Below are 4,920 nucleotides of genomic sequence, written 5' to 3'. Positions count from 1 at the left end.
AGGTATTACCTCGCAAGGAAAAAACAAATAGGATAATGAGAAAAACAAAATGTGATATAAACATGCTATATCTATCACATTAATAATAACACCAGAATAAACTATCAAATTGATAGTGCTAATGTGACATTTCACACAAATATTTATAAGCTTGTGGAGTATCAACATCTAAATGTATTTCTTCGCAAGATATGTCTAAATATTTAACTTGATCACGGAAAAGAATTTCTTTCATCGATGATTTTATATCGGCATTAATCACTGTATTTTTCAAGCTATGAGGGATCAGCACAGGATGGCCCGGTCGTATAGCACTGCCAGGAAACACAGTACATCCACCTCGTGCAAACCATAAATCGTGGAATATATATGAGGGAATGCAAGGCATATCACCATGGGTAATAAAAAAGTAATCACTCTCTACATGCTTGAGTCCCTGCTGGATAGAGCTAAACATACCATCTTTGTAACTCTCATTACGCACCAATAGCACTCTTTCATTATCCTTATACTTTTCAACAAGTTCTAACCACCTATGGCCCACAACCAAAATCACTCTGCTACAAAATGAGAGCGCATTTTCGATACTTGCATCAAGGATTGTATGCTGCTGATAAGGTAGCATGAGCTTCCAACTTCCCATTCTTGATGATAAACCTGCAGCGGGTATAACACAGTCTAAACGCTTGGGACTTAAATATTTATCCATAATAAAGACACTCATTAAATAACATTTATGGTTTATCAGATGAAGACACGATTAATTGAAAGCAATCCAGATAAATTCATCTTGCCTGAGTTATATAAATACACTTTAACATCTAAAGAAACCCCTTTATTTATTACTCTAGTCGGCGGTGGTGGAAAAACATCGGCTGCATTTTGGTTAGCGAAAAAGTTCAAGCAATGGGGCTGTTCGGTCTGTGTAACCACGACAACCAAAATGTATTTACCTACTCAAGATCAAGCTGATTATATTATTCCTCTAGATACTATAAATTGCAAAAAAGACGATGGAATAAATGACAGCCAGAATTCTTCAGCACAAAACTCGTTTTGTATTTGTGACCCTACAATCACTTTTATCTACAAATCATTGATAACGGATCATTTAAAAACACCCAAACATAAAGTATTAGGGTTATCTGAAAAAGAGATAAAAATGATCGAAAACGATGGTCCCTTCACTGTTTTTATTATTGAAGGCGATGGTTCACGAGCACTACCAATAAAAGCGCCTAATGGGAATGAACCTTGCATCCCTAGTTATTCAAATATGGTGATTGGTGTCACTGGCGCAGAAGCCATCAACCGCAAGGCAGATCCCTGTCACATCCACCGTTGGCCAGCTTTTTCAGCGATGACCAAGTGCCAACCAGGTGATGTGATTGATGTGCAAGTATTGCAATCGTTGATATCTCATCCGCAAGGGCTCTTTAAATCAACCCCAAAAACAGCAAAAAAGATCTGGTTGATAAACAAAATAGACTTGGCCAATGATGCTCAAACAGTGAGCAACATAGCAGAAGAAGTGTTGGCAAACTGCCCACAACTCAACGCAGTTTGGCTAACGGAAATGCAAGCGGAAACACCAATCAAAAAAGTAATTTTGAAGGAACAAGTAGCTAATGCCACTGAGTCATGCCACTGAATCATAGCAGCTACCTGACTTCGCCAGTACAGAGGTCATAAATAATGAATATATTTGCCAAGGCAGCCCAGTTAGAACAAGAGAACGTTCCATTTGCACTTGCCAATATAATAGAAACTCGCGGCTCTGCACCGCGCCATTCTGGCCAGATGATCATCAAAGCTGATGGCACCATCACAGGCACTGTTGGCGGTGGGATGATTGAGCGATATGTGATCGATCAAGCCTTGGAAGCTCTACAGGAAAGAAAGCCCCGCGTTGTTAAAGGTCGTATGACCCGCAATGGCCCAGATGCCATGGATATGGATTGCGGTGGTGCGATGACAGTGTTTATCGATGTTTACGGCTTACGCCCCAGTTTGATTCTTATTGGTGCAGGGCATGTCAACCGTGCCGTCGCCCAAGCAGCCCACGTGCTTGGCTTCGATATTTCGGTCGCCGATGCCTATGCTGATAGTCTGCTCGAAGCGCATTTCCCAATCGGCACCAAACGTCTACTGGGCGATACAATGGAACAGGCCATCGAACAACTCAATATCAATAAAGACAGCTATGTCGTCATCGCGACGAATCATCAAGATCAAGATGCCATATCCAAAGTCGTGGATTGTGAAACCCGCTATACCGGTCTTATGGCGAGTCGTCGAAAAGTACAGACACTTTTTACTCACCTGCGTCAGAGTGGTGTCGATGAAAATCGGATCAAAAATATCCACTCCCCTATCGGTTTCAATATCGGAGCAGAAACACCAGAGGAGATCGCCATCAGCATTATGGCGGAAATCCTTAAAGTGAAACATGAGTCAGTTGGCGGCCAAATGAAAGACGACACCCGCCTTAACCGCAATAAATTGGTATTACTACGCGGCGCCGGAGACATATCAACCGGTGTAGCTGTTCGCTTGTTCAATGCAGGTTATAAAGTCGTGATGACAGACATAGCCAAACCAACCATGATTCGCTGCGGCGTATCGTTCGGGCAATGCTTATATGGCAAACCCATCGAAGTTGAAGGGATCACAGCCTGCAAAGCCAACAACAAAGACGAAGTGTTCGATATCATTGACCGCAACCAAATTCCGGTCGTGATTGATGAAGATTGCAGCTCGGCTGAGACGCTGAAACCCACATTCTTAGTCGATGCTATCCTTGCTAAGCACAATCTCGGTACTCAAAAAGACATGGCGCCAATTACCATCGCCTTAGGCCCGGGTTTTACCGCAGGTAAAGATTGTGATGCCGTTATTGAAACCAACCGAGGCCATCATTTAGGTCGAGTGATTTACCACGGTTCAACCCAGCCAAATACTGGCATTCCCGGCAATATTGCTGGCTATACTCACCAACGCGTACTTCGAGCGCCATGTGCAGGTGTCATGCATAACCACGTCAAACTCGGCGATCTGGTTGAAGAAGGTGATGTCATTGCCCATATCGGTGACAGCCCTGTTATCGCGCCACTAAGCGGAATGGTACGCGGGTTATTAAACGATGGCCTGACCGTTCGAGAGGGCTTTAAGATTGGCGATATTGACCCTCGAGGTCCTGAAGCGGATTACACGACAGTATCGGATAAAGCACGCGCAATTGCAGGTAGTGTACTAGAAGCCATGTTACACCTTGAGCACAAGAGAGTAAGCTAATCAATGACCTAGCTCTCTTTACCTTGACCTTGACCTTTAGCAAGTCACTTCTAAGATAACTAGGGTCGCATACAGCCTGGCTTGTATTCAGCAAGCTGGGCTGTATTTTAAGTTACGCAGACCCGAGTTAAAACGGGAGAGTTTGTTAGCTTTTAGAACGATGAAGAAGCTATTTGTCTTGGCCAACAAGACTCAAGAAAAACCCACCATAATTAATGCTATTATCAAAACTGAATCAACGCCTAAATGAAGAGCAACAGTAAGCTGAAGACGATATTTAATATCACTTTTCAGCAGCACATCATTAAACTTATCTGAATTAAAATTACTCTCATTAACCCTTGATGCTATTTCTTCTTTAACAGACATAGCAAATTCAGTTGCTGTTTTTAGTACGCTAAGATTAGCAACAAAAAAACTATTAGCCCTGCGGCAATAAAAATAGACATTGCTCCGTCTAGTTTTTCAGCGGATTCCGTAAACATCCAACCACAGACAGCAAAAATTGACACAGACCAGTATGTCCAATATTGATTTACTCTATTTTCAACTTTTTCCCTAAGATCAAATAGCTCTGACATTTCCATTAAAACCTCCTTGTTCATAAGACTGTATTGAAGTGTGCCTCACTGAATCAGTAAGCCACACTGAACTCCGAATCAAAACCGCCGAGTGTAACGCATTGCCTTGTTAGCTGCCTTGAATAACATCTATGAATCATATCGTTGAGGACAAATAGCCTTTTTTGAGAATTCATCCTTCGATGATAGATATTCCACATGTATATAATCAAGTTTCCACAGTGAATTTTCTTTCTTATATTCGATATTTATTGCTGTTGGCTCAGCAGATTCATCTAAACCGTTAATAGTCAAACAGCCTTTATAGCCTTCGATTAGCTGATAGCTATTAATTTCTTTTTCGATGGAAAATGGGAGAGATAAAAGAAACGGATAAACCTCATTAAAATTACCAACGCCTCCATTATTCTTTAAAAACTTGGTATTTTCTACTGTAAGATAATCTGTGAGCAACTCATAATCACCCATCTTTACTGCTTCTTTAAATAAAGCATATGAATCATAAAGTTCAACATTACCTTTCGCATTTAAAAGCATTGATGATAAAAAAAACAAGAGAATAATTAATAAACGCATTACATAATCCCTCCAATTGCCCTTTGGAGCTCATGCTCTATCACTGCAGGTCGATTTTTTAAAGCTCTGGCAGCTCTACATAAAATACCTGAGCATGATAAAATCATATCTTCAATATCAAAATTTCCAGAAATAGATAAGCTAGCTACTTTCATAAAAGTAAATGTGGCTTTGTATTTTATATTCTTTTCATCAACTTTACTAAAAGAAACTGAAATAAACTTAACGTTAACTCCCAACTCTTTTAAAGCGTCATCAGCACTGAATGTTAAAACACCAACACTTCCTGACATTAAAACCTTTCCATGTTGATCTACGGTAACTTTGAAATTATCTTTGCTCCGCATCAACTCTGTGGTTATCCCTTTATTCTTTGAGTAGGCAACTTCTAATAACTTTGCAATTGTTACCTTAGCTTCAATTCTACTTGGCATTTCAATCCACTCATAATAGTACAAAGCTATAATGA

Annotated in this window: 7 protein-coding genes; 2 read left to right on the top strand and 5 right to left on the bottom strand. The window is 40.5% G+C overall.

Features of this window, described 5'->3' with window-relative positions:
- Positions 1 to 118: 118 nt before the first annotated feature.
- Positions 119 to 709 carry a molybdenum cofactor cytidylyltransferase gene (gene mocA / locus ASV53_RS22645; RefSeq protein ID WP_094958785.1) on the bottom strand — a complete coding sequence of 197 codons (591 nt, stop codon included), beginning with the start codon at positions 707 to 709 and terminating at the stop codon, positions 119 to 121.
- A 39-nt stretch (positions 710 to 748) separates the two neighbouring features.
- Here mocA and yqeC point away from each other — a divergent pair, with 39 nt between their 5' ends.
- Together yqeC and yqeB are read left to right on the top strand one after the other, a co-directional pair.
- Complete coding sequence (yqeC, locus tag ASV53_RS22640; protein ID WP_094958784.1) at positions 749 to 1,651, top strand: selenium cofactor biosynthesis protein YqeC; 903 nt, start codon at positions 749 to 751, stop codon at positions 1,649 to 1,651.
- 44 nt (positions 1,652 to 1,695) lie between these two features.
- Positions 1,696 to 3,294 carry a selenium-dependent molybdenum cofactor biosynthesis protein YqeB gene (yqeB, locus tag ASV53_RS22635; protein ID WP_094958783.1) on the top strand — a complete coding sequence of 533 codons (1,599 nt, stop codon included), beginning with the start codon at positions 1,696 to 1,698 and terminating at the stop codon, positions 3,292 to 3,294.
- 192 nt (positions 3,295 to 3,486) lie between these two features.
- Here the strand turns inward: yqeB and ASV53_RS25620 are convergent, their stop codons facing one another.
- The 4 genes from ASV53_RS25620 to ASV53_RS22620 form a co-directional block, all read right to left on the bottom strand.
- Positions 3,487 to 3,663, bottom strand: coding sequence for a hypothetical protein (locus tag ASV53_RS25620; RefSeq protein WP_189337947.1), 177 nt, complete (start codon positions 3,661 to 3,663; stop codon positions 3,487 to 3,489).
- A 20-nt stretch (positions 3,664 to 3,683) separates the two neighbouring features.
- Positions 3,684 to 3,881 (bottom strand): hypothetical protein, encoded by a 198-nt coding sequence (locus ASV53_RS22630; RefSeq protein ID WP_094958782.1) that lies wholly within the window; start codon positions 3,879 to 3,881, stop codon positions 3,684 to 3,686.
- A gap of 123 nt (positions 3,882 to 4,004) precedes the next feature.
- Entirely contained in the window at positions 4,005 to 4,451 is a 447-nt protein-coding gene (locus tag ASV53_RS22625; protein ID WP_094958781.1) for a hypothetical protein, read from the bottom strand.
- On the bottom strand, positions 4,451 to 4,920 hold a 470-nt coding region (locus tag ASV53_RS22620; protein WP_338091432.1), incomplete at its 5' end, for a hypothetical protein. The genes ASV53_RS22625 and ASV53_RS22620, both read right to left, overlap by 1 nt.

Source organism: Photobacterium sanguinicancri (genome assembly GCF_002265265.1).
GTDB lineage: Bacteria > Pseudomonadota > Gammaproteobacteria > Enterobacterales > Vibrionaceae > Photobacterium > Photobacterium sanguinicancri.
This window is presented reverse-complemented; position numbering and strand designations above follow the sequence as displayed.